This is a genomic window from Pseudoalteromonas sp. Of11M-6 (genome assembly GCF_022347905.1).
Taxonomy (GTDB): Bacteria; Pseudomonadota; Gammaproteobacteria; order Enterobacterales; family Alteromonadaceae; genus Pseudoalteromonas.
Window position 1 is genome coordinate 1 of sequence record NZ_JAKRFW010000052.1, and the last position, 24,666, is coordinate 24,666.

Genomic DNA, 24,666 nt, shown 5'->3' on the forward strand with positions numbered 1-24,666 from the left:
AATTTTGCTATTTAGTTGTTCTAAATGAGAAATTTTTAACGAAGCTAATATGCTATTTCACCCTTCAAATTGATTAGAGAATTAATTCAATTGGTATTACTTATGGTTGGCCATCTGCTATTGACCAACGGCAAATAATATCACTAATTTCATGACTTTATTCTGAATTTCCTTAATTATTTTATGTATTCACAGCATGTACCCAAGCCACTGCGTCGTTGTAGTTCTCGAAGTTTTTAATCGCTAAGCCGTGCTTTTCAGCAAATGCTTCAATTAATCCACTTTTGGTGTCTGAGGGGGAGATAACTCGGGCAAGAGTAACCCCATCGACAAATTGATTGAGTTTTTGTAAAACGGTTAGCACGCTTGGATAGTCGTAGGTGATATGTAATTGAGAGACGTCGATAACTAAACTTTTTAGCTGATTCGATTTAAGTGCAAGCCCTAAATTTTTGTACATCTCGATGATATTGGCTTCCACGCATTCCCCGTATGCGGCTGCGTGGATAAGTTTCTCTTTACTATCAACCGTTGCTCTATAAGAGAATTTCGCCATGCTCTATTGCACCTTTTATGCATATAGATAAAAGGATAGTTCAATTAGCTGGCGATACCAATTTCAAAAAGCGCACCAAAGCAAAGCTTAGTTATATCGCTATGCTAGCTCTTCAGCTACCTCAGCGATTTTTTGTCTCAGCCAAATGTGGCTTGCATCACGGTGTAATAGCGGGCTCCAAATCATATCTAACTCAAACGGCGGAATAGGGAATGGCGGCTCCAAAACTGTTAAGGTCGGATCATCACGATAGATATTCGCGGCTTTTGACGGTAATGTTGCGATTAAGTTCTGCTCTTTTGCTAAGTGAATTGCAACGTGGTAATTACGTGTAAAAGTTGCGATGTTTCTGTGTTTTCCAAAGTGTGCGAGTGCCTCGTCAACCCAGCCAAGTTTCTGTACATCGGCGGGATCCATTCCGACCCCAACACCAAATCCGGTTTTACTTACCCAAATATGGCGAGATTTTAAATAGGCATCAAGCGTAAAGTTGGTAATAACGGGGTTATCGGACTTCACCAGACAGCAAAAACTATCCTTCCAAATTCGTTTGTGGTGAAACGATTGCGGTAGATTTTCGAAGCGGTTAATTGCCATGTCTACCTTGCCATTTTCTACATCATGAAAAGTAACATCACTCGGCGTGAGAATATCAAGGGTCGTATCTGGGGCTTCCTCATGAAGTTTAGTTAGAAGTTTCGGCGCAAGCGTACTTGCAGCATAGTCGCTGGCCATAATCCTAAACACTCGATTACTACTCGCTGCTTCAAACTCCCTGTTAGGGGCTAAGGTTTCTTCCAAAGTCATGAGTATGCCACGGATCACAGGCTGCAGCTCAAGCGCGCGCTCTGTTGGCACCATGCCTTCGCTGGTACGTACTAAAATAGGGTCATTAAAGAGGTTTCTGAGACGCTTAAGACCGTTACTCATTGCCGGTTGGGTAATACTTAATTGATTTGCGGCACGTGTTACATTGCATTCTCGAAGTAAGGTATCGAGGTAAACCAGCAGGTTAAGGTCAATTTTACTAATGTTCACTCAGTTTTCCTTTGTATTCTTCTTTTTTGGCATTTTGGAGAAAGCGATTGTCATGTGGATAAGGGTAAATATGTCTTACGACTTTCTCACGAATATCTCGTTGTGCTTGCTGCCAAAACAACACCTCAGCCAAATCAGCATGATGGCGCAGAAACATTTCCTTTAGTGTAGGATTTGTCAGAACAAATGTACACAACTGTTCAGGAAAGACGTCTTGTGGTGCACTGGAAATATCGCCAGAGTCGTACATATTATCTAGCCCTTGTTTTGGCAGCGCTCTAAAGTTCATTTCCGTGAGATATTGCACCTCATCATAGTCGTAGAAGATAACTCTATGGTGTTTACTCACGCCAAAGTTTTTTAACAGCATGTCACCTGGAAAAATGTTTACAGCGAGCATTTCTTTGAGCGCATAGCCGTAATCTCTAATGACTTGCTCACACGTTTCTTCATCGGCTTGCTGTACAAAGAGGTTGAGCGGTGTCATACGGCGTTCAATATACAAGTGCTTTATCACCATATTATCCCCCTCAATACGTATACTTTGAGAGATAGAGTCCAGCAATAGCTGATAAAGGGCTGGTGAAATACGTGCAAGTGGGATCACCACATCGGAATATTCAATTGTATCTGCCATTCTACCTACGCGATCGTGGCGTTTTACAAGTTGATAGCGCTCTAAAACGGTTGTTTTTGTAAATGGCTTACTTTCTGGAAATTGGTCACGGATCACTTTAAAAACATAGGGAAAGCTTGGCAGAGTGAATACCATCATCACCATACCCGGTGTACCTGGAGCGACTTCAAATTGTTCTTCGGAATTAGCTAAGTGGTGTAAAAACTCACGATAAAATTCGGTTTTCCCCTGTTTATGAAAGCCGATGGCGTTATAAAGCTCAGCCTTTGTTTTATTTGGCATGAGTTGATTTAAAAACTTAACTAGCGCAGATGGGGCGTGGGTCTCTACTAAAAAGTAAGCCCGCGCAAAACCAAAAATCACCCGCATTTGTGAGCTGTTGGTAAGCAGCGCATCGATCAGTAAGCCCCCAGTTTGTGCGTGTAATACCGAAATGATAAACGGCTGTACACCAGATTTAGATACCACTCGGCCGACAATATAGGCGCCTTTATTACGATAGAAAGGTGCGCTGAGGATGTCGAAGCGCATTAAGTGCGTCTGATGATGCGTGTTAGGTGCTTGTTTAAGAAACGCCTTAACGAGTAGTCGAATATCTCTATCTAAATCTTCAAATTCACAATGAAAGTCAATGTGTTCAATGATTCTTTTGATGGTGGGTTTGAGGCCACTGACGACTGGAAAATAGCTTCGATACTCTGCTTCTACAGGGAGTGATGTGGCGTTAGCAAGCTGGGTTTCAACAAAAATGAAATCGCTATTGTAATATCGGCGGTGAAAGAGGCGACAAAAAACTGAATTATAGAAAGTTTCAGCAAGCTCTGGTTGAGGGTGAAAGGTAAGACGCTCAAGGTAAGCCTGTTTTACTTTATACCATAGCGATTCATCCAGTTGCGTAGAGCCATAGAGTTGTATTAACTTCTGTGCGGTTTCATCAACTTTACTATCGTATTGGCTGATCCTCGCTTTACTTATCCGCTCTATCTCTCCCCAATTTTGAGCAGCAAAAGCGATGGGTGCCAGTTTGGTAATTTTTACAAATGCGTGATAGTGGTTTTGAAAACCTGATAAAATTCGCTCTGCTAACTGCTGTGCTTGCATCTACATCCCTCATAAATTATCCACGCGGAGTGATTTCACTTTACAAGGTAATGTGCGAAAAGTCATCTGGTAATACCAGTTAAGGTATTTGCATAACTATAGCGAATGCGCATAGACCAAGTGTGACTCTCAAAAAACAACCAATGTAATTGAGCGGTTATATCACTCATATTCTTTGAGTTGCCTTTCTAATTTTGAAATCTCTTTCTCTAGGCTTTTAATCGCTTTAGCATGTGCCTTATTAATGGCCTTTATTTCCTTTTTAACTTGTCTGACGACCTTTTTGCGCCTGTCTTCATTCATCAGTTTAGTTAATTGATCTTGTTGCTCTCTAACTGCGGTATCTCTTTTGCGATTGAGCACGGCTTTTTCATGGTGTTTGGCTCTGAGTGCACGCTTTGTCCTTTTCGCAATTTGGTTACGTTCCAAATTGTTTAACGTTTTATAGTGCTGCTCTGAGGGAGCCGAGGCTTTAGGATCGGATGTGGTTATCGTATGCTGGGTCGCATTGGCCGAACAGGGAAATTGGCTAAAAACGATGCCTCTGTCGGTCGTGCATTTAAAGTATTTTACCGTTGTTGTGGCGAAACATTGAGTAGAAACAAAAATCAGTACAAGTAGTTTTAGATATAATTGCATATGGCATCCTTGCTGTAACAGTTAATATCTACTTAACCATAGATGACATCCCACTTTGTTCAAGGTTATTGCGCTTCAGGGGCCGTGAATTTTTTTAATGTCTTAATACTTTGTATTAAAAATGGAATATCTAGATTACCGTTTAACACAAAGCCTTCCTTTGCTGACATCTGCTTGAAGCTACCATCTTGATTGACTAAGGTGATTTTGTCTTTTTTGAAGGCAACTAAGACACCTTGCGTAAAGTTAACGCCTTCTGCATGAGAGCGAGTTTTAATGTTCGATGCCAGCATGCTTTGCTGAGCAAGGGGGTCGCAGCCTAGATAAGAGCTTAACAGGGTGTAGGTGATGTCATTGGGCTGCACAAGACCAGAAGCCTGAGCAAACAGCTCAATGTTCGTTACCGCAGAACTGGTTAATACCGTCGCTTGCTGTGCACTAATATCAATTGCCACGAACGGCTTTGAACTATCAATGTCAATTTCGTCACTTACTTCAATGATTGTTAATTTACTTGCTTGATGAGAAGGAACAAAAGAGAACTCGCCGTTAGCATTAACACTCATTAAGTCATTATTAATTGACCATACCGGAACTTGCTGCTGTAGCAGGACAGACTCTTTATAATAACTCGGTAGACCGTATATCAGGCTGAATAGCGCATCGCTGCTATTTCCTGCGCGTAAAACAGAATCCATTCGGAACACGTTATTTTTACCGTTGCTCTGAAGTGTTGTTGCTGTTTTTTGGAACAGCGCCTCATCTGTGTAAGCATAAACGTTGATAGGTTGCTCTGTGGTATCTTTCTTTTCTTTGCATACCGCCGAAATTACAGGGGCTTTGTATTTTGAATGCGTATCACCAATGCTTAATGAGTGCGCTTCTTCATACTGCTCGATATCAAGTAAATCGTGTCTGGCGAGTAAGCTCTTTGCGGTTGTAGGATAGGAGAGAGGTAATACATTATCTTGCTTAGTGATATCGAAAAAGGCATTCGCATCGGCCCAAATATGCAGGCTGTGACTGAGCGCAAAGCAGGTAACAATGGTCCCCGTTGCATAGCGAGGGAATTTATAGGATTTAAGCTCGGCCAAATGACGCCAAGCATAATTACCTGCGAGTAGTTCAAAAGTGAGCACCAGTCCAAGCATTGCAAAGGTAACAATGAGATTAATGAGGGATGATCCGACTAAGGTTTCCCACAATAAAACAAAAATATCGGAAAGCGAAGCTGGGTTTATATGGTAGCCAAGTTGTAGGTAAACAAAGGCATCCACTGTTAGTACAACAATACCAACCGAGGCAATAATTGCAGCCATCCCGCGAATATGTCGCGGGTAAGGGAATATTAAACTAAGCGGAAAGATAGTTAATACAAACGCACAAAAAGTGATAAAGCTGGTATGACTTATCCACGTGATCAGCATATAAAACCAACCGACAAAGGTACTTGGCGCTTTGTCGGCGAACAAATAAACTGAGCTAATCAATAAAACCAAGCCAATATTAGCAAAGGTAAACCAGTGTCCCCAGCTGAGTAATTGACTTGCTTTTGATGAAAAAGGGCTGTGCGGTGTAAGATTCATTCCGTTACTTTACTGATTGTGTAAGTGCTTTGGCAAAATTTTCGGCAACAGATTGTCTCTTACTCTCTGGAACATGTTCTTTTAGAATGTGCGTGATAGAATTACCCAAACACATTAAGCTGAGATCAACTGGTGCGTTTTGCGAGCTTAATACATTAACTAATTGGTCAACAATTTCTTCTACTTGTTTATTGGAATACTTTGATTGGATAGGCATCAGTTGGTTCAATTTATAAAAGCAATAATTTTTACATTTTAACATTAGAGGCGTGAAAAACAAAGATGAGCGTTGAGGTAAAAAAACTAGTTGTTCACTATGTAGACAAACAAGACGAAGATACCGAAATACATCTACGTGACGATGAAATGCAAATCAATGACAAAGTTAATGTTTTCATTGAACAATTGCATCATGCCTACAATGGCAAACCGGGTAAAGGGTTCTGTGCTTTTAGCGGCGAAAAAAGCAGTGTGGTCGCGTCTGCGATGCAGAGTTATAGAAATAATGAGCTTAACTTTTGGAATTTAACCCAAGAAGCAACCAATGTGCTTAAAGAAGAGCTTAATAAATATGCATTTCATGAAACTGGGTATTTAGTGTTTTGTCATTATCAGTATGTTGCCAGCAATTTTATTATGATTGCACTGATTAATATTAAAGAGCATTACACGATTACCTCAGACTTAGACTTATCCGCAGCAAAACACTTAGATATTTCACGTATGCAATTGGCTGCTAGAATCGATTTAGATGCTTGGGATACAGCCGCAGAAGAAAACCGTTATATTTCCTTCATTAAGGGGCGTGCTGGTCGAAAAGTTGCTGATTTCTTTTTAGATTTTCTTGGTTGTGAAGAGGGGATCGATCCAAAGCAGCAATCACAAACTATGTTACACGCGGTTGAGGATTATTTGTCTACACAGCAATTTGAAAAGTCTGAAAAAGACGACATCCGCAAGGAAATTTTTGATTACTGTAACGACTGTGTTTCAAGCGGCGAGGACGCAGATGTTAATACACTGTCCGAGACGCTTTCTAAGTCTTCAGACGTAAAGTTTGAAGACTTTTATAAAGAGCAGGGCTATGAGCTGGAAGAAAGCTTTCCTGTCGATAAAAAGACAGTAACGAGTATGGTGAAATTTTCCGGGCTTGGCGGTGGAGTAAGCGTTGGCTTTGAACGTAAGCATTTGGGTGAGCGGGTTATTTATGATGCTGCGACTGATACACTTACGATTAAAGGTGTACCGCCTAACTTAAAGGACCAAATTGAACGTTATTATAATGGCGAATCTTAGTTTATAAAAAGCAGCGTAAGCTGCTTTTTTGTTCCTATTTCATCCCTTTTTCTGCAAATATTTATATCAATTTGCTGCTTTTGCTAGCATTTTCTTAAATTTAACTATACTTGCAATGTAGTACTTGTAGAACAAGCAATTGGGATGAATCACAATGAAGATGAAACTAGCTTTAGGTTGTACCCTTTGCCTTGCCTGTTTTTCAGGGCATGCAGAGGTTAACTTTTCCGGATTCGCAAGTATCAATGCTGGTAAGGTGCTGAGCGGAAGCGGTGTTCCACAATTCGGAATAAACGATCCAATATTTCTCGCCGATTATCCTATCGTCAGTGTTTACGACGAGGATATCTCATTTGAACCTGAAACACTGATGGGTCTTCAATTTAGTGCTGATCTAACAGAAGGTTTAAGTGTTACTGGTCAAATTGTTGCGCGCGGCGCAGACGATTTTGATGCAAAGTTCGAGTGGGCTTATTTGTCCTATGAGATTAATGAGAATTGGACGTTCCAAGCAGGTAAAAAGCGCTTACCGCTATTCTATTACTCCGACTTTTATGATGTGGGTTACGCCTATATTTGGATGCGTGCACCCGCGGACAACTACACCTGGCAAATCTTTAATTATAATGGCATCAATATGCTCTACAGCGGCAGTATAGGTGACTGGTCATTAAGCGGGAATATTTACGCCGGTAAAGAAGACGATGATGACAATAAGCTGTTGAGCGAGTTTTTCTTTCAAGAGCCAACTAGAGAAATCTGGAAAGACATCCTAGGCGGCGTAATTCAAACCAGTAATGATTGGCTTGAAGTGCGTTTAACCCATATGCGTTACACCAACCAGCGGTATCGCTCTGGAGAGCCTGTTTTATGGGAGGGGAGTGATGAGCGAGATGGTAAGTTTTATGGTTTAGCAGTAAATGCAGACTGGGGAAATTTCTTTATTTTATCTGAGCTAAATCGGTTGGACTTAGACGGCAATCTAGACACTAAGATGCTGACACTGGGCTATCGCTTTGACAATATCACGCCATTCGTATCTTACGCAGATTTTGAAGGCGAGGGCGACGATGCCGAAAGCCATGAAACCACTTCGTTTGGAGTACGTTGGGATTTTCATTCCTCCGCTGCTTTCAAGATTCAGTACGATGAGGTAGAGGATAACTCCGTTGGTTTAGCGGTCGCAGGTGATAGTAAAGCCATTACAATTGGCATCGACATGGTATTTTAAGGAGAGAAGCATGAAAAAATTATTTTTACTTACTCTACTTTGCAGCGCTTTTAGTTGCCTAGCCGTGGATGTCATTGTCAATCCTGCCAATACCTCTACACTTGATGAAAATGAAATTAAGCAAATTTTTATTGGTAAATCAAAGTCATTCTCCGATGGCTCTAAAGCACTTCCGATAACTCAGGCTGATGGCTCGACGGTAACCGATGAGTTTAATGAAAAGGTACTTAATAAGTCATCAAGCCAACTTAAAGCTTATTGGTCAAAATTAGTATTTACTGGAAAAGGGACACCACCAAAAGAAGCCGCCGATGATGCTGAGGTACTTAAACTCGTTGCGAGTAACCCTAACCTAATTGGGTTTGTATCTTCGGGAGCTGCAGATAGCAGCGTTAAAGTGGTGAAGTCATTTTAGGAAGAGATAAGTAAGGCCCTATAAAAGGGCCTTACTTTAGATTTTGCTATCAATGATTAACATCGTCAGTTTTTTGCTTAGCATTTTTGCTGACTTTTCTTCAGCACTAGACTTAGCCATGTTCTCAAAACTAGACGCTGCTTTTATTTGTGCAGAAACATGCGCCTTTTCTTTATCGTTTTCCATGAGTTTTAAACTTGAGTTGGCAAAAACATAATAAGTGCTGTTTTTCTTCACGTCTTCGAAATCAACGCTAAAATCAATTTGAAAGTCTGCACTTTGTTTTTCACCCACGACAGTAAGACCTTGCTTAGTCAGGCTCTCGGCTAACTGATTGCGGATAGACTCCTGTCCCCAAAACTTTGATGAAATACTAAAAGTTAATGACTGAATAAAATCATTCAGCATTTTGTTTTTGTTGCTCACTGAGGTTGGTATGGCAATGCTGCCGCCACCTAATTGCCTGTGATATTCGTTTGCTTTGCGTCTTTTAGCAATTAGTCGCTTAATTGCCATCGCTTCTTTTAATTTTTCTGAATTGGTTAGTGCCGAAATAGTCGCGTTACTGATCTCTTCGTCAAGTTGTCTAATATCAAGCTCAGCGTGCATTCTTGACTCAATTTTGTTAAATGAGGCAAGGGCATAGGCCGTTTTTTGCTCTGTGGAGTAAAACTCCTGCTCAATATTGATCCCCTGTAATTGTATACTTGGGACTCGAGAATATAAAATCTCATCCACTCGATACGAAAAATCGCCATTAGCTTGACTTTGAGCAACTTGTGTTGTTCCTTCAATTTCCACATTTAACTGTTTGGCAATCGCCAATCTAGCTGCTTCTTGGGCGGCAAGTTTGGCTTCCGTCCTATCTACAATATGACTCGCTGAACCAACGCCATACACTAGATAATCGGAACTCGGTTGCTGTGTAGCCCAAATGGGCAAGCTTTCTTCCTTTGCAACAGCCTGCTTGGTAGACTGACAGGCAGATAAACTAAGTAGAATACACAGAGGTAACGCTAGACGTTTAGAAACCATACCCGCTGCGCTCTTGAAGTTTTTGAATTTTCTTCTGTCCATTCCACACCTCTCGGTTAGTCGTCATGTCTATTAATCGAAGATCTACTTGGTAGAAAGTGACTCGACTACCACCTTGTTCATCAACAAATGAGTTAATCGTGCCGGATAGTGCATAATCAGCACCTTGCTCTTGGCCGATCTCATTACGAGTTTCGAGGCTTGAATTAAGCTCTTGGTCTCGCCTTTCCTCACGAATTTCATCTCGTACATAGCGGTTTGCGACGAAGTCAGCTTGCCCGCTTCGCAATATGGCGCGCTTGAGGTCATTCAAAAAAGTGTCAACTGCAATATGCTGATGCGACTTGTTACGAACAGATTGAATAATGATTGCGGGTCGAGTGCCTTCTTTGGCACGGTGTTCACGTACCCAAGGGAAGCCGAGCATATCGCTTATCATTGCTTCAGCAACTAACTGAGAGTCTTTGGCATTCCATTTATCTGAAAGCGCTATTTCTTCATTGGCGTCCACGCGACTCACTTTGGTTGTTGAAGAACAACCCGTCATAGCTGCGCAAGACGCGATGAGCATTGGGACAACTAATTTAACTGCAAATTTAGGCTTCATGTATTCAGTCCATGTTAGTTAGAGATGATAAATAATTTTGTTTTTCTGGTTCAGCTACACCGGTGAAGGTGCGAATGTGGCTGAGCAATGGTGCTGTTTGAGTCAGCGGTATATCCTGTTTAATTACTCTGCCAGTCCTTAATTGGGTTTGCAATTGCAGGTGAGTGGTATTTTCGGGTAATTTCACTCGAGCCACTCTAATCTCACCCGGTAAAGATTGCCATTGCCTTGTGTCTGCCGCTGCTGTAATGGCGTTGGTGACAGATGATGTTAGCTGAGCAAGCCCTGCCAACAGCGAGTTCTGTTGGATGCCAACTTGCTTTATAGCTTTACTTGCTGTGACTGCTTTTAACACTTCTCGTGAAATAGCGGTGTAAATTTCCATATTGGCATTACCTAGCGCGTCGTACAGTGTGAGTAAGTTTACCGAATAAAAGGGGTGTAATTCTGTAAGTTTTTGTCCGTTGGCGAAAAGCGCAACATGTTGAATATCATTTTTATGAGGTTGTAAGTAAGTAACCGAGATTCTACTGCCATACTTGAGTGCATCAATCACCCCTTCGTCTACCGCTTTTTGCCATAATTTATCACCGAGAGGTAAGCGTTTTGTGACAGTGCCTAATACAACATCGCTAAAGTCGCCTGTCGCATAGTTTTGAATGAGATCAAACAGACTGGTATCAGCAAACATTAAATTAAACCATGCGAACTGGGCTTGGCGTTCTTCTTTTGTTCCCCAATAAATTGGCGTAATCACTAATGCTTGTGCCTCTTCATCAGGTCTAAGGTAAAGGTTAAACTCTTTGCGTTGCGGTGATACACCTAAGCTTTGAACTAATGTGAAGTAGTTTTCTTCCTTGTCTGCAACCATTCTGTTGAGGTCTTGCTGTGCTTGTTGGCCTGCATATTGACCTAGTTTGTATTGTTTACTAAAGCCATTTTTGTATGCGCTCACCGCTCGCTCATATTGGATCCGAGCACTATCTAGCTCGCCTTGTTGCTCATATAGAACGCCGCTTAAATACTGTGCAAATGCATCGTCTTTATACTCAAGTTCACCGCTGATAAATGGTTGATTAAAAATCGCTTTAAAAATTTGCTCAATATCATTTCCTGCCTTTTGCTGATTTACGTAGCCTCCGGTTTTTTGCTGTAATTGAGAGAGATATAAATCCAGTTGACGCATTTCTGTCAGTGCAGAGTCATACATAGCAACACGATTCACTTTTGATGCGTTTGCTAACGATACATAATTAAGCGCCATTAATGTATGGATCATAGGTTTATGAAAAGCACGGCCAGTATATTTTTTGTAACTCGCACCAGTAAAAGCAGAAAAAAGCTGGTCGCTGATGCTGACAGTGTAAGCGGCTTCAATAATTTCTTTTGCGTGAGAAAGATGTTGATTACTTAACTCATAATGATGTTGTAAGTGAGCTAACATGCCTGATTCTAGGTAATACAATAATTCGTTACTAGATGAATTTTTATAGGCATCGTCAATACGCTGTTGGGCTGAGATAAAATCTCCTTGCTCCGCGTATTCTATGGCCTGCTTGTTGGCTTTAGGGGTCAAGTTACAGCCGCTCAGCATCAAGCAACCAGTAAAGATAAAGAGCTTTATCATGAAGTTATATAAATCAATTTGGAATCGCATTCCTTGCATACTTGTTCTTATAATGGCAGTGTTGTGGTGTTCAATCATATAACAATAAATTAAATAGTAAAAAATTGAATTGAAAGTGCTAAATTGTTAAAAATCGTTTTTACAATTTATTACTGTTAATCAATAATTTTTTTGATAAATTTTATTCCGTAATCAGGGCAATTAAGGAACCCAACATGAAAGCAAAACAACTACTTATATCAGTGGCCGCTATAGGGATGCTATCGGCTTGTAGTTCAAGTAAAGATGATGCGGCTTCAAGCCCAAGAGTTAATATTCCAGAATGGGTTCTCAATCCAACAATCGAAGATGGTATAGCTGCAGCAGATTGTGTGAAATACTCGGGCAACATTTCAATCGATCAAAAAATGGCGGTTGCAAATGCACGTCTTGCGTTAGCTCAGCAAATTGAAACCCGTGTTGAAGGCCTTGATAAGACATTCGCGAACCGTACAGATGCAAACGATGACACAACGGTAGGCGCAACCTTTAGCTCTGTATCCAAACAATTGACTAAACAAACATTAAATGGCTCTCGTATCGTTAAGGCCGATGTTATCGATATTTCTGGTAAAGATTATTTCTGTGCATTGACGACGTTATCACCTGATCAGACTAAAGAACTTTTCAAAGATTTGATCAAAGAAAGTAAGCGCAGTGTAAACCCTCAAGATGAAAAGTTTTTATATCAAGAATTTAAAGCTTACAAAGCAGAAAAAGATCTGGAGAAGGAAATTGCAAGGCTAACTAATTAAAGCGTGAGTTTCACGCTTTAATTTTTTGAAAGGAACGCTCTATGCGCAAATCGATATACTCATTTTTAGTCATGGCGTTAAGTGCCATTCCAAGTGCGGTGGCGAGTCAAGCCCAGCTTTTTGAAGAGCTATCAGAGAAAATGTCACGTTGGCAAACCTCCGAGCCTAATGATGAAGAGCTGAGCGAGTTTGAGCAATATAAACGCCAACAATTAAGTGAGTTTGCTGATTATGTCGAAGAGCATTTTGAAGAGTACGATGCCTTTCGTGATAATGTGATCCAACAGTGGGGAGATATAACTGTTGCTGATCAAGCTGCATTTGTCACCTACAGTGACGATTTATCATCCAGAATGGTTGTCGACTTTGAAGCCAATGAGTTGGTAGTAAGCATTAGGCATGCAGAAGATGAAAAGGTATCTCAGGCTCAACTTCAAGCCCTATACAAGGAATTTACCGCGAAAGACCGTGCAGTAATTGATGTATTTAATGTTGATACGCTCGCGATAAACCAAAGTGAAACAACGAAACGTGAAGTGGATAACGCTGCTCGTGCAAAAGCGTTGATCGCAGCGAAAAAGCAAATAGATAGCCAATTCGAACAACAGCAACGCTACATAGAACGTCAGACGGATGAGGCCATCATTGACGGTGAAGATTCAAAATTAGCAGAGGCTCAACAACAAGCGCAACAGAAAAAGCTGGAGTTGTTAAAGCAAAAACGCCTTAAAAAGCTATTAGAAACAGCTAGTAATACTGGTAAAAGTGAAGCAACTGTCGTATCTGAAATCGTGCTTAAGCTACCCAAGCAGACTGAACTTTCCAAGCATCGAGCAGAACGTTATGTTAGCCAAGTGAATGCACAAGCGAAGCGCTTTGACATTGAACCTAGTTTAATTTTTGCGGTTATGCACACCGAAAGCCACTTTAACCCAATGGCAAAGTCACACATTCCTGCGTTTGGTTTGATGCAGATAGTACCGACGAGTGCGGGTGTTGATGTGAATCGTATGTTGTACAATCGCGATGAACCGATGTCGGCACCTTATCTATATGTGACGGATAATAATATTGAAGCGGGGACGGCTTACCTGAATATTCTAGATAAGCGCTACCTGAGTAAAATACATAACCCACTTAGTCGTAAGTATTGCACGATTGCGGCTTATAACACCGGTGCTGGAAATGTTGCTCGCGTTTTTAATGCTGATGATTCGAGATCAATTACAAAAGCAGCAAAGATAATTAATTCACTCTCGCCAGAAAACGTACTAGCAGCGCTAGACAAAAGTTTACCGTATGATGAAACCAAACATTACCTGGATAAAGTCTTAACGCGGGAAAAGCTCTATATACCATCTGAATAAAGTATTGCACAAAGTTATAAGTTAAGTGCGTTCAAGGCATCTTCAATATGATCGTGGCGGAATCGATAACCTGCATCGAGAAGTTTTTTTGGTACGACGTATTGGCCATACAATAGCAATTCTGACATTTCACCATATGCCAATTTGAGGACAAACGGTGGTACGGTAAATAGGCAAGGGCGTGAGATAGCGCGTGCTAAGGCTTGAGAAAATTGCTTATTTGATACCGGGTTTGGGGCTGTTGCATTAATAACACCGCAGATCTCGTCATGTTTAAGTAGATACATTATCGCCTGAATCATATCGTCGATATGGATCCAAGACATCACCTGTCTTCCAGAACCAATCGGGCCGCCAACGCCAAATCGAAAAGGCGGTAACATTTTATCTAAAGCACCTCCCGATTTTGAAAGCACAATGCCTGTTCTTATTATACATATTCTAGTTTGGCTGGAGCTGGCTCTAAAGGCGGTATCTTCCCAATCTCGGCACAGCCTATGGGAGAATTCATCATGGTAATCCTTGAAATCTTCAGTGATGGTCAAGTTATCCGGTTGGCGTCCATAAAAACCTATTGCACTACCTGAAATAAACACCTTGGGCGGTGACGTCGCAGTGTTTATCGCTGTAACGATTTGCTCAGTGATTTTTATCCGGCTATTGTAGATCTCTTGTTTTTTTTCTTTGCTCCACCGGCCATTGGCTATTGGTTCACCCGCAAGATTAATGACCGCATCAAGCTCATTAAAGTCGACATCATCGGTATCGGTGACGCAATTAACCCCTCCTGGTAATAGGTTTACAGCTTTTGAAGGCGAACGGGTCAGTACAACCAGATTATGTTTGTGTACTAAAAATTGGCATAGCTTTTTACCAATTAATCCTGTAGCGCCTGTTATGAATATATTCATTCTCAATACTCTTTATTGTATTCAAATAAACTTACGTTTTAGCAAGGAGTTAGATCACTCATTTTCATTATAGGTGGTTTGTTTTAGAATGGTAAAAAAGCAAAAGGAGTGAACTGTGTCTTCACTAACTGGAATTAACAAAACGCTGGTGGTTTTGGCCTCGCTATTTTTAGTGTTAGGTGGGATCAAGCTTGCGTCTGAGATTGTTGTGCCGTTTATATTAGCCGCATTCATTGCGATTATCTGTAATCCCATGCTCAAGTTTTTGGCTCGCTTTAAAATACCAAAAGGGCTGGCCATTCTGGTGATTATCGGACTTGTGATTTTAATTGGTGCAAGTATTGGTGGGCTTGTTGGGCAATCAGTCAATGATTTCTCCAAGCAGCTGCCAACTTATAAAGAAGACTTACAAGAAAAGTTCGTTTGGTTGGTTAGTACTGCCGCGAACTACAATATCTTATTGGATAAACAACAACTTATTAGCATGCTAGACCCAAATAAGCTAATCGATGTGGCCACCAACATGCTGACTGGCTTTGGTGGTGTGATGGCAAATAGCTTTTTAATTTTGCTTATCGTCGTCTTCATGCTTTTTGAGGCACCTTCTTTGGGCCACAAAGTGCATCTTGCCCTAGACGATCCAGAGATGAAAATGCAGCAAATTGATAGATTTTTAGATTCTATCAATAGCTATTTGGCGATTAAAACGCTTGTTTCACTGGCGACTGGTGTCGTGGCGGCCGTATTTTTATGGGCTTTAGGTGTTGATTACTTCGTGCTTTGGGGCGTAGTTGCATTTTTGCTTAACTATATTCCAAACATAGGTTCAATCATTGCAGCTGTGCCGCCTGTTTTACTGGCCTTAGTGACACAAGGACCATTGGTGAGCGGCATTGTTGCTGTGGGTTACATTTGTATTAATACCTTAATGGGCAACATTATTGAGCCGAGGTTTATGGGTCGAGGGCTAGGTTTATCGACCTTGGTAGTGTTTCTCTCGTTAATATTTTGGGGGTGGTTACTCGGAACTGTGGGAATGCTGCTTTCTGTGCCACTTACCATGGTTGTGAAAATTGCCCTTGAAACCAGTGAAGAGGGTAAATGGCTTGCAATCCTTCTCGGTTCAGAACAACCCGATAATAGACCATCTTAACAACGCTGAGATCCGGCAAATAAAAAGGAGCTATAAACAGCTCCTTTCTAAGGTTTACTCGTCATTATCTGAAGCTCAGGTTATTAAAGCTTAGCACCTAATAATCCAATCAAAAATGTCGCTAGAGATTCAAATCTTCTTTCAATACTTTACTGCTCTTTAGCTCGATGATGTGCGCTTTTAAAAATGCAATTTTGCAATTTTTATAAGCTGTCGCTGAGCGCGTCGCGTTTGGCATGTCTAGTAAGTATCGCCACCGGCAGCTGTCTTCCATATATTCCTCCTGATTGCGAAGGGCACGTTCCATAATTGGCAAGATCTGTGTATTACCAGTGTCCGCTTGGTACTTTTTAGTATCGAGCAATAACTTAGTGATCCAGGTTTGACGATGACGTTCAAGTAAGTTGATATTGCCATCCAGGCACATGAGGAATTTTTTTGCCTTTTCCGGATGCGTTGACTCATACTTCGTACAGTCTTGTAGTGTGACATCGTCGTCTGCAATCACAGAAAAGGTTAATCCCGATACCAATAGACTGCTAATTATTCTTTTCATGGTTAAACTCTATCGTAAATTTCGCGCCACCATGTCTGGAAGTACCTATTTGCATCAAGCCATGATAGGACTTAACTAAATCAGATACGATAGCCATTCCTACGCCGTGGCCAGCTTCATAGGTGTCTAATCTTGCACCTCTGGTTAGTAGTTCTGAGCGGCGATGCTCTGGAATGCCAGGGCCATCATCTTCTACTTCTATGATTAGTAGGCGCTTTTTAGGTGCACTTACTTTTATATCGACCAAGGAACCACATGCTTTACAGGCGTTATCTATAATATTACCAAGAATTTCCATTAAATCCGTTTTATCACCTAAAAATGCAACCTCCTCACCACATTCGGATGAAAATTGAATGTGCTTGTCATGATACACTTTAGTCATGGCGTTGAGTATTGAGTCAAGTACGGGTTTTACTGATGTTTGTTTCTTCCATGTATCGGATGCGCCCGTTGCAGCACGTTTCAATTGATGTTCGATCATTGCATTGATTCTGTCTAGCTGCTCCTGAGCGTCTGCATCTTTTGCCAGTGGACTGGATTTGATCACCGCAAGGGGAGTTTTTAACGCGTGCGCAAGGTCGCTAAGTGAAGCTCTATATCTCTCTTTTTGACGCTTTTGAGATTCCAATAGTAGGTTTAAGTCGGATTTGATTGTTAGGAGTTCGACGGGGTAAAGACCTGTGATCTTATCGCGCTCGCCAGCTTCAATCTCTTTAATTTCTCTATCGAGTCGTTGCAGCGGCCTTGCGTTCCATACAAACCCAAATGCCATCAATCCGGCTATCACTACACCCATAACCAGCATCCAGTTGACCAAGGTGTTTCTAAACCCTGACATTAACTCCATCAGCGCGTCATTTTTCTTTAAAAGTACAAAGCGGGCTTGCTGCGATTGCTCTGCATTTCCGAGAATAACGGTCAGGCTAAGTTGCCAAAACAGTACGCCATTATATTCAACTCGCTTAAACTCAGATGCTCCAGCCTGGTTTTCTGAAAAGTCAGGTGAAATTGAGAGGTTTACAGCCGACTCGGAATACCAAACGAGGGAGTTATCTTGATAGACCAGAGCATAAGTATCAGAATTCAATCTGTTTAACTCAGGTGCAAGAATACTGCGAGGCATTTCGAGTCCGTTAGAGACAAATTCGACTTCAGAGATAAGTGAGTAGAGGTGGGCTTCCAATGTTTTTTCAGTCGCATCGACTAAAGAAGAGTAATAAGCTCTGCCCACGGAGAAAAATAGCGCGGGAAGGGCAATAATAAGCACAAAGACAAGGATAAATCCTTGTCTTATTTTAAGCGAAATTTGAGAGCTGTTTACCACTGATTTTTGAACCTATATCCACGTCCTCTAAGGGTTTCAACAGGGTTCAGAGTGCCATCAGGATCAAGTTTCTTACGCAGCCTTAAGACAAACACTTCAATGACGTTAGAGTCTAAGTCAAAGTCCTGATCGTATATGTGCTCAGTGAGCTCAGATTTAGAAATGACTTTTTGTGGGTTAACCATTAAGTATTCTAAAACTTTATATTCATAGGCTGTTAGTGATAGCTCGTTATCGTTAACCCAGACTTGCTGTGAGCGAGTATGGATTTTGATTGGACCAATGCAAATCTCTGGATTTGCTTGTCCAGCGCTACGTCTAATAAGTGCATTACAGCGCGCAATTAGCTCTTCAACATGGAACGGTTTAGTGAGGTAGTCATCAGCACCTGCATCAAGGCCTTCCACCTTGTCTTGCCAGCGGTCGCGTGCCGTTAAGATTAAAATAGGGATCTTAACGCCGTTAGCACGTGCTCTACGGATAATTTCAATACCGTCAAGTTTTGGCAAACCGAGGTCGATTACTGCCATATCTAACGGATATTCTTCAAGGTGAAATAATCCAGACTCACCATCATGACACAAGTCAACGCTATATTTTTCTTTCTCTAATGCATTTCGCAGGTTTTCTGCTAGTTGAATATCGTCTTCGATAACTAAAATACGCATCCTTAGTCCTTATTTACTTCACCTGTCTTCTTGTTTACTTTTAAGTCAACAATTCGACCATCTGGTTGGAGAATTCTTACCACAAAAAACTGATTTTCTTCAGAAATCTTAAGCGTCTTCCCAGCGTACTTATCAAGCGCCAGAGACACAGCTTCTTTTTTTGTAATTGTCTTTACATTCTTATCATTGCGGCTATTGGCGTCTGCTACACTCGAAGCGAACGCCAAAATCAACGCTAAAAGAGTGAGTTGCAATCGCATTTTAAGCTCCACAGTTTCATAGATACTAAGTGTCTAAACTTCATAAATCTCAAACAAATTTAGTGCTTTTGTAATTAACCTTTGCTGAACTTAACGTTCAGTAAACTTTTATGGCAGAACTCGCTTGTACGGTTTTACAATACTAGCAGTATAGACACCAGCATCAATATAGGGATCGACGCTCGCCCATTGCTGTGCACTTTCTAGGTTTTCAAACTCAGCAATAACCAAAGAACCCGTAAAACCCGCTTCACCAGGATCTTCCGAGTCAATCGCCGGTAACGGGCCTGCTGCAAACAATCGACCTTGTTGTTTTAATTCTTCTAAACGAGCTAGATGAGCAGGGCGTACAGCAAGACGCTTTTCTAATGAGTTTTCAGCGTCGGTTGAATAGATCATGTAAAGCATAAGTATTAGTTCCGGATTGGTTTCTAGGTTATTATTGTTATTTTTACGTATTTTGTCGGCTGTTCAGGCCCGTTTATCAATACTATGATAAAACGCCCTCAGTGCAAAAGTAAATGTACACAGAGTTTTTCAGTGATTAGACATTTAAACTTGAAAAACACTCAGCTTGACTGGTAGAGTCCTTCGGATATTTGTAGAAAATAATAATAAGGTTGATTGCAATGAGTGCAAACCGTGAGCATTTTAGCTCCCGATTAGGGTTTATCCTTGCCGCTGCAGGTTCTGCTGTTGGTATTGGTAACTTAGTCGGCTTTCCTGTTTCCGCCGCAAAAAATGGTGGTGGGGCATTTTTACTAATCTATGCACTATTTGTAGTGTTTATCTGTTTACCTGTCATGATGGCCGAAATGGCAATGGGTAGGAAAGCCCAAAAGGACCCGTTTGGCGCATATAAGCTGCTATCTAATCATGATAAAAAGTGGTCAATAGCTGGATTCTTGGCTGTACTCACGCCGTTTATGATTGCCGTCTTCTATATGGTTATTACCGTTTGGATTTTTGGCTTCTTAGCGCAAACAGCTTTAGGTAACTTAGATGTACTCGCCTCTCCGAAGTACTTTGGCACTTTTATCAACGATACCAATGTTTTCATCTATATGTTGATAGTGGGTGTGATCGTTAATCTTATCTTGGTTGGCGGTGTAAAAGAAGGAATCGAAAAAGCGGCTAAGTTACTCATGCCAGCGTTATTTGTCATGTTAATTGGCCTTGTCGCATACGTACTAACCCTTGATAACGCAATGGCAGGTGTACGCTATTACATCGTTCCTGACTTCGAAAAAATGAATGCAAGTGTGCTAAATGGTGCGCTATCACAGGCTTTCTTTTCACTGTCTTTAGGTATGGGTATATTGATCACTTATGCTTCCTATATCTCTAAGAAAGACGACATTGTCGGTAGCTCTAAAATGGTTGCTATTACAGACTCATTAGTGGCATTCATTGCCGGTCTGATGGTACTTCCGGCTATCTTTAGTTTTAATCCGAATACAGATCCAAGTAAGTTATCTGACTCTTCAGTATCTATGATTTTCGATTACTTGCCTAAATTGTTATTGGCTTTACAAGATGATATTGGCTACGTCGGTGCCTCAATAGTTGCAGGTACTTTCTTTTTACTGGTTTTCTTTGCCGCGATAACATCGCTAGTGTCAATTGTTGAGGTGCCTACAGCGACTTTGATGGAAGAAAAATGTATTTCACGTAAAAAGGCATTGATTATCTTAGCGTTGACCACAGGTATCTTGACTGTGCTATCTACTATGTCTTTTGGAATGGTGGATTGGCTTACAAGTTTTGTAAGTTATGGCGATGCTCAGAAGAGCTTCTTTGACCTAATCTACGATGTGTTTTACGACACTATTTTACCCTTGAATGGTCTGCTGTTGTGTCTATTTGTTACTTATCGCTGGAAAAAATCTGGTTTGAATGAAGAACTTGCGCAAGGTTCAGAGGGGTACGTAGGCAGCTTTACTGAGAAATATATTAATTTCTCCCTATCTACATTCATCCCGGTGATCCTGTTAGCTATTTTCATTAATACCGTTGCAACTAAATATTTTGCATTCAGTATCTTTGGCTTCTAGCAACGGAACATTTGGTTTGGGCACGATGACATCGGCGTATTAATGCGCCGATGTTTATTCTTCACTAAGCCACTAAAATTTTACGCCCGAATCTAAGTACTGCCCAACTCCTATTGTAAACATCCACAGCCCCCACAGGCTATGCTCTAACACACACACGGCAAGGGAACGGCTGTGTGCGTAAGTATAAGAAAATAGTAGTCCTCCAACAAAAGATAACGCCACGGCTATCCAGTTGTCATAGACGCAGTGAGCAAGCGCAAACACCAATGCACTTAACAAAACTCGGTTGTTTTTATTTGGTAAAATCCTTTTATAGCGATGAAAGAAGTAGCTCCTGAAAATTAACTCTTGTGGTAAGACAGAAAGAATAGGGTAAGCAAATAATAATAATAACCAGTCGCTGGGTGAATTGAGCGGCAGGGAAAACCAATTTCCTTGACTAACTAAACCATAGAGCATGGCTGAAAACATCGCACCTGCGAAAAACGTGGTGAATAAACGTTTTTTGACGGACGAAAACTCTCCCAAACTGGTTAACCTAAATCGTTTGAAATGGGGGTCGGTTAGTAGTAAATGGGTACAGACTGCCATTAAAATGATCAGTGCTGGAAAAAGCCAATTGTTGAGGTGATCACGGAATTGATAAGCGACAATGGGCAGGACAAAGAATACAAATACGAGTTCACACCACCGGTATTGGCTTGCGTTCAAGGCTGGTTCCCCAAAATATTTGGCGGCTACAAGCCGCTATAGTTAGCTCTTACTCATTAACTATAGCAGCTGCAGATGAACCTTGAATGGTTACTCTTCAGGTAAATATTTTTGAATTTTAAACATGGTAAAGAGGAGTGCAACGAAGGTGATCCCAATTAAACCAAAGACTTTAAAGTTCACCCAAAAATCAAGAGAGAAGTGGTACGCAACGTAAAGGTTTAGGCCAGCGATGAAGAAAAGTAATACTGCCCAAAATAGGTTTAATTGGTCGCAGTCTTTTACTGGTAAATCAATATCAATCTCAATCTCGCTTTTTTCCTTCTCAGCTACTGACTTTAAAACCCCTTCGAGTGCGCCTTTTACCAAGTTTTTATTAAACAAGTACCTCGATACGAGTAAAGCCACACCTAAAATTGCATAAATAATAGTGGCTTTCCATTTTATAAATTGCTCATCATGGAAGAAAATCGTCATTCCACCGAGGATCAACGCAATCGCTAAGAATACCCAATGACGTTTTGCGACTTCGCGCTTAGTGATGTATTGGTGTGCAACCTGTATAAGAGAAGCGATGATTAGCACACCCGTTGCCCAAAAAATATCGACAAACTTATAAACCGCAAAAAACAGGATAAGCGGTAAGTACTCAATTAAAAATGACATTTTTTATCCTAACAAAGTTGGTTGTAAGGGTTTTACCAAGATACGGCGAGAACATCAACATTGACTTTCTTTAACGAAACCCATAGCCTGCTGCGCTCATTCAATGGTTCAGAGGTATTTGCATGAATAAGAGCGATTTAGTTACAAAAATGGCGGAAATTAGTGGATTAACAAAGAAAGATTCACAGACGGTGTTAAATGTCATTTTACAGGCCACTAAAAAGCGCTTGTCAGAAGGCGATCAGATGCAAATCAATGGACTTGGGACATTCGCGTTAAGTTATCATCCCCCAAAGCAAGGACGTAATCCTCAAACGGGTGAGACCATCACCATTGAGGGACAAAATAAGGTATTATTTAAGCCTGCTAAAGCCTTAAAAGATAACTTGCGTTAATTCTAAGAAAAGCCAGTGTTAAACACTGGCTTGAAAGTAATATTACTTCTGCGTTGCAGCTTTCATTCGCTCAACAAAGGTTTTTAGCTCAAAGCACATGGTGCTAGGGTCATCCAAGTGTTTTTCGATGATTTTCACCACTGCAGAGCCACTTATCGCACCTGCTGCACCTGAGCCAATCGCATGCTTTACATGCTCCGGTTCAGAAATACCAAACCCTAGCAGTGGCGGCGCAGCATGATATTCGATAAGTTTGGTGATCATCTCTGTTGCCGGCATTTGTGCTGTCGTTTCTGTACCTGTCACGCCTGCACGCGAAAGTAAATAGGTATAGCCACGACCTCGGGTGGCGCATTCTCGTAACGTATCATCGCAGGCATTCGGTGTGGCAATGAAAATTGGCGCGATGTCATTTGCCATTGCAGTGAGCCTAAACGGTTTGGCTTCGTGCAGTGGCACATCAGCAACTAAGATAGAATCCACACCCGCAGTTTTGGCGTCTTGATAAAACTGCTCAATACCACGAGCAAAAATCAAGTTTGAGTAAAGCAACAAACCAATTGGAATATCACTGTTGTAGCGACGAATTTCAGCGATGATCTCAAGACAGTCTTGCGTATTAACATCTTGCTCTAATGCACGGATGTTAGCCGCTTGGATAACAGGACCATCAGCGATGGGATCGGAAAACGGAATACCGAGCTCCAATGCATCAGCGCCACCGTCAATCAGGCTTTTGATGATCTCAATACTGAGTGCCTTATCGGGATCACCAATCGTCACGAAAGGAACAAATGCACCTTGGTTTTTTTCATTTAAGTGCGCGAACATCGCGTCATAACGTCTCATAGTTCACCTCGCTCAGATAGTACCTGGTGGACGTGAGCTAAGTCTTTGTCTCCGCGACCACTTAAGTTAACAACAATCACCGTTTCTTCCGTTTGCGCTTCTGCATATTTTAGTGCGTATGCCAGAGCATGGCTTGACTCTAGGGCTGGAATAATACCTTCGTGTTTAGCAAGCGCTTGAAAGGCATTTAATGCTTCAGTGTCGGTAATGCCAACATATTGCGCGCGGCCTGTTTCATGAAGGTAGGCGTGTTGTGGACCAACAGCTGGGTAGTCAAGACCTGCTGAGACAGAATAAGATTCTTCAATTTGGCCATCTTTGTTCTGCATGATATAGGTATAGGCGCCGTGCAAGATGCCTTTACTTCCTTTACATAGTGCAGCGCCGTGCTCATCGGTATCTAAGCCTTTACCAGCCGGTTCCACCCCGATTAATTTAACGTCTTTTTCATCAATAAAGTCTGCGAACATACCAATAGCATTTGAGCCGCCGCCCACACAAGCGATAACAGCATCTGGCAAACGACCTTCCGCTTTTAGTACTTGTTGTTTCGCCTCTTCACCAATCATTTTTTGGAACTCACGGACAATCGTCGGGAATGGATGAGGACCTGCAGCCGTGCCGAGTAAATAATGTGCCGTTTTGTAGTTTGCAGACCAGTCACGTAATGCTTCATTTACCGCGTCTTTTAATGTGCCTGAGCCGGCGGTAACAGGGATAACTTCCGCACCCATCAAACGCATTCTAAATACGTTTGGTTGCTGACGCTCAACATCTTTAGCCCCCATGTATACGCGGCACTTTAAGCCGAGTAATGAGCAGGCTAGGGCGGTTGCAACACCATGTTGTCCAGCGCCGGTTTCAGCGATGACTTCTTTTTTACCCATACGTTTGGTTAAGAGCGCTTGACCCAACACTTGGTTGGTCTTGTGTGCACCACCGTGAAGTAAATCTTCACGCTTTAAGTACAGTTTGACCTTAGGGTTTTTAACTAAGTTGCGTGTCTTAGTCAGCGGGGTCGGGCGACCCGCAAATTCATTCAAAAGTTGATAAAACTCCTGTTGAAATTCTGGGTCTTTTTGTGACTTATAAAACTCCTGTTCTAACTGCTTTAACGCAGGTACGAGTAACTCGGGCACAAACATGCCTCCGAAGTCACCAAAATAAGCTGAATTACTCATGTC

The 24,666-nt window shown here is 41.5% G+C and carries 27 protein-coding genes; 8 read left to right on the forward strand and 19 right to left on the reverse strand.

Features of this window, described 5'->3' with window-relative positions:
- Positions 1 to 181: 181 nt before the first annotated feature.
- The 6 genes from MHN32_RS19755 to MHN32_RS19780 form a co-directional block, all read right to left on the reverse strand.
- Positions 182 to 556, reverse strand: coding sequence for a hypothetical protein (locus tag MHN32_RS19755; protein WP_239422596.1), 375 nt, complete (start codon positions 554 to 556; stop codon positions 182 to 184).
- 99 nt (positions 557 to 655) lie between these two features.
- On the reverse strand, positions 656 to 1,594 hold the full coding sequence (locus MHN32_RS19760; RefSeq protein WP_010604992.1) for a LysR family transcriptional regulator: 939 nt from the start codon (positions 1,592 to 1,594) through the stop codon (positions 656 to 658).
- Positions 1,584 to 3,332, reverse strand: a complete 1,749-nt coding sequence (aceK, locus tag MHN32_RS19765) for a bifunctional isocitrate dehydrogenase kinase/phosphatase (protein WP_239422597.1) — start codon at positions 3,330 to 3,332, stop codon at positions 1,584 to 1,586. Before aceK ends, MHN32_RS19760 begins: the two co-directional genes overlap by 11 nt.
- A 162-nt stretch (positions 3,333 to 3,494) precedes the next feature.
- Positions 3,495 to 3,971: a DUF4094 domain-containing protein gene (locus MHN32_RS19770; protein WP_239422598.1), complete on the reverse strand. Its 477-nt coding sequence runs from the start codon at positions 3,969 to 3,971 to the stop codon at positions 3,495 to 3,497.
- Positions 3,972 to 4,036: 65 nt separating this feature from the next.
- Entirely contained in the window at positions 4,037 to 5,557 is a 1,521-nt protein-coding gene (locus tag MHN32_RS19775; RefSeq protein ID WP_239422599.1) for a DUF3413 domain-containing protein, read from the reverse strand.
- A 4-nt stretch (positions 5,558 to 5,561) separates the two neighbouring features.
- Positions 5,562 to 5,774, reverse strand: a complete 213-nt coding sequence (locus MHN32_RS19780; RefSeq protein WP_010374035.1) for a DUF1414 domain-containing protein — start codon at positions 5,772 to 5,774, stop codon at positions 5,562 to 5,564.
- A gap of 65 nt (positions 5,775 to 5,839) precedes the next feature.
- Here MHN32_RS19780 and yejK point away from each other — a divergent pair, with 65 nt between their 5' ends.
- The 3 genes from yejK to MHN32_RS19795 all read left to right on the forward strand — a co-directional run bounded on the left by yejK (position 5,840) and on the right by MHN32_RS19795 (position 8,499).
- A complete protein-coding gene (gene yejK / locus MHN32_RS19785; RefSeq protein ID WP_239422600.1) occupies positions 5,840 to 6,853 on the forward strand; it encodes a nucleoid-associated protein YejK in 1,014 nt (337 codons plus the stop codon).
- A gap of 154 nt (positions 6,854 to 7,007) precedes the next feature.
- Entirely contained in the window at positions 7,008 to 8,084 is a 1,077-nt protein-coding gene (locus MHN32_RS19790) for a porin (RefSeq protein WP_010604987.1), read from the forward strand.
- Positions 8,085 to 8,094: 10 nt separating this feature from the next.
- Positions 8,095 to 8,499 (forward strand): phosphate ABC transporter substrate-binding protein, encoded by a 405-nt coding sequence (locus MHN32_RS19795; protein ID WP_010374038.1) that lies wholly within the window; start codon positions 8,095 to 8,097, stop codon positions 8,497 to 8,499.
- Positions 8,500 to 8,535: 36 nt separating this feature from the next.
- Here MHN32_RS19795 and MHN32_RS19800 read toward each other — a convergent pair whose 3' ends face one another.
- The 3 genes from MHN32_RS19800 to MHN32_RS19810 are packed head-to-tail and all read right to left on the reverse strand — an operon-like array spanning position 8,536 to position 11,807.
- Positions 8,536 to 9,576: a hypothetical protein gene (locus MHN32_RS19800; protein ID WP_237116513.1), complete on the reverse strand. Its 1,041-nt coding sequence runs from the start codon at positions 9,574 to 9,576 to the stop codon at positions 8,536 to 8,538.
- Positions 9,524 to 10,141 (reverse strand): penicillin-binding protein activator LpoB, encoded by a 618-nt coding sequence (locus MHN32_RS19805; RefSeq protein WP_174168739.1) that lies wholly within the window; start codon positions 10,139 to 10,141, stop codon positions 9,524 to 9,526. The genes MHN32_RS19800 and MHN32_RS19805 overlap by 53 nt, the downstream gene beginning before the upstream one ends.
- Before the next feature lie 4 nt (positions 10,142 to 10,145).
- Complete coding sequence (locus MHN32_RS19810) at positions 10,146 to 11,807, reverse strand: hypothetical protein (RefSeq protein ID WP_239422601.1); 1,662 nt, start codon at positions 11,805 to 11,807, stop codon at positions 10,146 to 10,148.
- A gap of 176 nt (positions 11,808 to 11,983) precedes the next feature.
- Here MHN32_RS19810 and MHN32_RS19815 point away from each other — a divergent pair, with 176 nt between their 5' ends.
- Both MHN32_RS19815 and MHN32_RS19820 read left to right on the forward strand, forming a co-directional pair.
- Positions 11,984 to 12,562, forward strand: a complete 579-nt coding sequence (locus tag MHN32_RS19815) for an LPP20 family lipoprotein (protein WP_239422602.1) — start codon at positions 11,984 to 11,986, stop codon at positions 12,560 to 12,562.
- 41 nt (positions 12,563 to 12,603) lie between these two features.
- Positions 12,604 to 13,929, forward strand: coding sequence for a murein transglycosylase domain-containing protein (locus MHN32_RS19820; RefSeq protein WP_235367747.1), 1,326 nt, complete (start codon positions 12,604 to 12,606; stop codon positions 13,927 to 13,929).
- A gap of 14 nt (positions 13,930 to 13,943) precedes the next feature.
- Here the strand turns inward: MHN32_RS19820 and MHN32_RS19825 are convergent, their stop codons facing one another.
- Positions 13,944 to 14,840: a TIGR01777 family oxidoreductase gene (locus MHN32_RS19825; RefSeq protein ID WP_239422603.1), complete on the reverse strand. Its 897-nt coding sequence runs from the start codon at positions 14,838 to 14,840 to the stop codon at positions 13,944 to 13,946.
- A 115-nt stretch (positions 14,841 to 14,955) separates the two neighbouring features.
- On the opposite strand from MHN32_RS19825, the gene MHN32_RS19830 reads away from it, so the two are divergent.
- Positions 14,956 to 15,993 carry an AI-2E family transporter gene (locus tag MHN32_RS19830; RefSeq protein WP_239422604.1) on the forward strand — a complete coding sequence of 346 codons (1,038 nt, stop codon included), beginning with the start codon at positions 14,956 to 14,958 and terminating at the stop codon, positions 15,991 to 15,993.
- Positions 15,994 to 16,114: 121 nt separating this feature from the next.
- Here MHN32_RS19830 and MHN32_RS19835 read toward each other — a convergent pair whose 3' ends face one another.
- The 5 genes from MHN32_RS19835 to MHN32_RS19855 all read right to left on the reverse strand — a co-directional run bounded on the left by MHN32_RS19835 (position 16,115) and on the right by MHN32_RS19855 (position 19,212).
- The gene (locus MHN32_RS19835) at positions 16,115 to 16,549 is read right to left on the reverse strand and encodes a hypothetical protein (RefSeq protein ID WP_010604978.1); all 435 of its coding nucleotides are present in this window, start codon (positions 16,547 to 16,549) and stop codon (positions 16,115 to 16,117) included.
- Positions 16,533 to 17,876 (reverse strand): ATP-binding protein, encoded by a 1,344-nt coding sequence (locus MHN32_RS19840; RefSeq protein ID WP_211866261.1) that lies wholly within the window; start codon positions 17,874 to 17,876, stop codon positions 16,533 to 16,535. Before MHN32_RS19840 ends, MHN32_RS19835 begins: the two co-directional genes overlap by 17 nt.
- Positions 17,870 to 18,544, reverse strand: coding sequence for a response regulator transcription factor (locus MHN32_RS19845; protein WP_010374057.1), 675 nt, complete (start codon positions 18,542 to 18,544; stop codon positions 17,870 to 17,872). The genes MHN32_RS19840 and MHN32_RS19845 overlap by 7 nt, the downstream gene beginning before the upstream one ends.
- Positions 18,545 to 18,546: 2 nt before the next feature.
- Complete coding sequence (locus MHN32_RS19850) at positions 18,547 to 18,804, reverse strand: PepSY domain-containing protein (RefSeq protein ID WP_010374059.1); 258 nt, start codon at positions 18,802 to 18,804, stop codon at positions 18,547 to 18,549.
- Between the two features lie 108 nt (positions 18,805 to 18,912).
- Positions 18,913 to 19,212 carry a YciI family protein gene (locus MHN32_RS19855; RefSeq protein ID WP_138583523.1) on the reverse strand — a complete coding sequence of 100 codons (300 nt, stop codon included), beginning with the start codon at positions 19,210 to 19,212 and terminating at the stop codon, positions 18,913 to 18,915.
- 221 nt (positions 19,213 to 19,433) lie between these two features.
- On the opposite strand from MHN32_RS19855, the gene MHN32_RS19860 reads away from it, so the two are divergent.
- Entirely contained in the window at positions 19,434 to 20,858 is a 1,425-nt protein-coding gene (locus MHN32_RS19860) for a sodium-dependent transporter (RefSeq protein WP_010374065.1), read from the forward strand.
- 72 nt (positions 20,859 to 20,930) lie between these two features.
- On the opposite strand, the gene MHN32_RS19865 is transcribed toward MHN32_RS19860, so the two are convergent.
- Positions 20,931 to 21,572 carry a CPBP family intramembrane glutamic endopeptidase gene (locus MHN32_RS19865; protein ID WP_102056944.1) on the reverse strand — a complete coding sequence of 214 codons (642 nt, stop codon included), beginning with the start codon at positions 21,570 to 21,572 and terminating at the stop codon, positions 20,931 to 20,933.
- Between the two features lie 90 nt (positions 21,573 to 21,662).
- Entirely contained in the window at positions 21,663 to 22,238 is a 576-nt protein-coding gene (locus MHN32_RS19870; RefSeq protein WP_211866259.1) for an inner membrane-spanning protein YciB, read from the reverse strand.
- 122 nt (positions 22,239 to 22,360) lie between these two features.
- On the opposite strand from MHN32_RS19870, the gene MHN32_RS19875 reads away from it, so the two are divergent.
- The gene (locus tag MHN32_RS19875) at positions 22,361 to 22,633 is read left to right on the forward strand and encodes an HU family DNA-binding protein (protein WP_010604971.1); all 273 of its coding nucleotides are present in this window, start codon (positions 22,361 to 22,363) and stop codon (positions 22,631 to 22,633) included.
- Between the two features lie 42 nt (positions 22,634 to 22,675).
- Here the strand turns inward: MHN32_RS19875 and trpA are convergent, their stop codons facing one another.
- Both trpA and trpB read right to left on the reverse strand, forming a co-directional pair.
- Positions 22,676 to 23,482, reverse strand: a complete 807-nt coding sequence (gene trpA, locus MHN32_RS19880) for a tryptophan synthase subunit alpha (protein ID WP_010604970.1) — start codon at positions 23,480 to 23,482, stop codon at positions 22,676 to 22,678.
- Positions 23,479 to 24,663, reverse strand: a complete 1,185-nt coding sequence (gene trpB / locus MHN32_RS19885) for a tryptophan synthase subunit beta (RefSeq protein WP_017219145.1) — start codon at positions 24,661 to 24,663, stop codon at positions 23,479 to 23,481. Before trpB ends, trpA begins: the two co-directional genes overlap by 4 nt.
- Positions 24,664 to 24,666: the final 3 nt, after the last annotated feature.

What these genes read in the sequence shown, in the direction of transcription:
- MHN32_RS19755 (WP_239422596.1), bottom strand. Translation starts at nt 556, where the DNA reads ATGGCGAAATTCTCTTATAGAGCAACGGTTGATAGTAAAGAGAAACTT.
- aceK (WP_239422597.1), bottom strand. Translation starts at nt 3,332, where the DNA reads ATGCAAGCACAGCAGTTAGCAGAGCGAATTTTATCAGGTTTTCAAAAC.
- MHN32_RS19770 (WP_239422598.1), bottom strand. Translation starts at nt 3,971, where the DNA reads ATGCAATTATATCTAAAACTACTTGTACTGATTTTTGTTTCTACTCAA.
- MHN32_RS19775 (WP_239422599.1), bottom strand. Translation starts at nt 5,557, where the DNA reads ATGAATCTTACACCGCACAGCCCTTTTTCATCAAAAGCAAGTCAATTA.
- MHN32_RS19780 (WP_010374035.1), bottom strand. Translation starts at nt 5,774, where the DNA reads ATGCCTATCCAATCAAAGTATTCCAATAAACAAGTAGAAGAAATTGTT.
- yejK (WP_239422600.1), top strand. Translation starts at nt 5,840, where the DNA reads ATGAGCGTTGAGGTAAAAAAACTAGTTGTTCACTATGTAGACAAACAA.
- MHN32_RS19790 (WP_010604987.1), top strand. Translation starts at nt 7,008, where the DNA reads ATGAAGATGAAACTAGCTTTAGGTTGTACCCTTTGCCTTGCCTGTTTT.
- MHN32_RS19795 (WP_010374038.1), top strand. Translation starts at nt 8,095, where the DNA reads ATGAAAAAATTATTTTTACTTACTCTACTTTGCAGCGCTTTTAGTTGC.
- MHN32_RS19800 (WP_237116513.1), bottom strand. Translation starts at nt 9,576, where the DNA reads ATGGACAGAAGAAAATTCAAAAACTTCAAGAGCGCAGCGGGTATGGTT.
- MHN32_RS19805 (WP_174168739.1), bottom strand. Translation starts at nt 10,141, where the DNA reads ATGAAGCCTAAATTTGCAGTTAAATTAGTTGTCCCAATGCTCATCGCG.
- MHN32_RS19810 (WP_239422601.1), bottom strand. Translation starts at nt 11,807, where the DNA reads ATGCAAGGAATGCGATTCCAAATTGATTTATATAACTTCATGATAAAG.
- MHN32_RS19815 (WP_239422602.1), top strand. Translation starts at nt 11,984, where the DNA reads ATGAAAGCAAAACAACTACTTATATCAGTGGCCGCTATAGGGATGCTA.
- MHN32_RS19820 (WP_235367747.1), top strand. Translation starts at nt 12,604, where the DNA reads ATGCGCAAATCGATATACTCATTTTTAGTCATGGCGTTAAGTGCCATT.
- MHN32_RS19825 (WP_239422603.1), bottom strand. Translation starts at nt 14,840, where the DNA reads ATGAATATATTCATAACAGGCGCTACAGGATTAATTGGTAAAAAGCTA.
- MHN32_RS19835 (WP_010604978.1), bottom strand. Translation starts at nt 16,549, where the DNA reads ATGAAAAGAATAATTAGCAGTCTATTGGTATCGGGATTAACCTTTTCT.
- MHN32_RS19845 (WP_010374057.1), bottom strand. Translation starts at nt 18,544, where the DNA reads ATGCGTATTTTAGTTATCGAAGACGATATTCAACTAGCAGAAAACCTG.
- MHN32_RS19850 (WP_010374059.1), bottom strand. Translation starts at nt 18,804, where the DNA reads ATGCGATTGCAACTCACTCTTTTAGCGTTGATTTTGGCGTTCGCTTCG.
- MHN32_RS19855 (WP_138583523.1), bottom strand. Translation starts at nt 19,212, where the DNA reads ATGCTTTACATGATCTATTCAACCGACGCTGAAAACTCATTAGAAAAG.
- MHN32_RS19860 (WP_010374065.1), top strand. Translation starts at nt 19,434, where the DNA reads ATGAGTGCAAACCGTGAGCATTTTAGCTCCCGATTAGGGTTTATCCTT.
- MHN32_RS19870 (WP_211866259.1), bottom strand. Translation starts at nt 22,238, where the DNA reads ATGTCATTTTTAATTGAGTACTTACCGCTTATCCTGTTTTTTGCGGTT.
- MHN32_RS19875 (WP_010604971.1), top strand. Translation starts at nt 22,361, where the DNA reads ATGAATAAGAGCGATTTAGTTACAAAAATGGCGGAAATTAGTGGATTA.
- trpA (WP_010604970.1), bottom strand. Translation starts at nt 23,482, where the DNA reads ATGAGACGTTATGACGCGATGTTCGCGCACTTAAATGAAAAAAACCAA.
- trpB (WP_017219145.1), bottom strand. Translation starts at nt 24,663, where the DNA reads ATGAGTAATTCAGCTTATTTTGGTGACTTCGGAGGCATGTTTGTGCCC.